Genomic DNA, 1068 nt, shown 5'->3' with positions numbered 1-1068 from the left:
TGTTCTGTCTCGGGAGGTTGTGGACGAGTGAGCCAGGTCTCGGCTGGGGGATCTTGAACAGGTGAGGGCCTTCCGGTTCGGTGTGGATTGCGACGTCTACACCTGACCGAAAGGCCCTCGTGCCCCACCGTAATGCACCCCTGACAGAGACCGGACGGCTGCGCCTGGCCCGCTGCGTGGTCGAGGACGGCTGGCCCCTGCGTCGGGCCGCGGAACGCTTCCAGGTCTCGCCGACCACGGCCCAGCGCTGGGCCGAGCGCTACCGCACTTTGGGCGAGGCCGGCATGTGTGACCAGTCCAGCCGTCCCCATCACAGTCCGCGCCGCACCCCAACCCGCACCGAGCGTCGGGTCATCAAGGTCCGCGTCCTGCGCCGCTGGGGACCGGCCCGCATCGCTCACCTGCTGCATCTGGTGCCCTCGACCGTGCACCGGGTACTGACCCGCTTCGGCCTGGCCCGGCTCACGCACCTGGACCGGGCCACCGGCCGCGTCATCCGCCGCTACGAACGCGCCAGGCCCGGCGAACTGGTGCACGTGGACATCAAGAAGCTCGGCAACATCCCCGACGGCGGCGGCCACAAGACCCTGGGCCGGCAAGCGGGCCGCAAGAACCGCGCAGGCGCCGGCTACAGCTACCTGCACACCGCCGTCGACGACCACTCCCGCCTCGCCTACAGCGAGATCCTCGGCAACGAGAAGAAGGAGACCGCCACCGGCTTCTGGACCCGCGCCCAGGCGTTCTTCACCCAGGCCGGGATCACCGTCGAGCGAGTACTGACCGACAACGGCGCCTGCTATCGCTCCCGCAACTGGCGCGACGCCCTCGAAGCGGCCGGCATCGCCCACAGACGCACCCGGCCCTACCGGCCCCAGACAAACGGCAAGGTCGAACGCTTCAACCGCACCCTGCTGGACGAGTGGGCCTACGCCCGCCCCTACCAGTCAGAAGCCGAGCGCCGCGAAGCGTTCCCGCTATGGCTGCACACCTACAATCACCACCGCGGACACACCGCGCTGAAGGGCCAACCACCCGCCAGCCGCGTCCCCAACCTCTCAGGGCAATACA

1 protein-coding gene is annotated in these 1068 nt (G+C 69.3%); it reads left to right on the top strand.

Annotated features, from left to right (window positions below):
* Positions 1 to 119 precede the first annotated feature (119 nt).
* On the top strand, positions 120 to 1068 hold a 949-nt coding region (locus ACZ4Z2_RS37330), incomplete at its 3' end, for an IS481 family transposase (RefSeq protein ID WP_468082233.1).

This window comes from Streptomyces sp. NPDC030183 (assembly GCF_055573455.1).
This window is presented reverse-complemented; position numbering and strand designations above follow the sequence as displayed.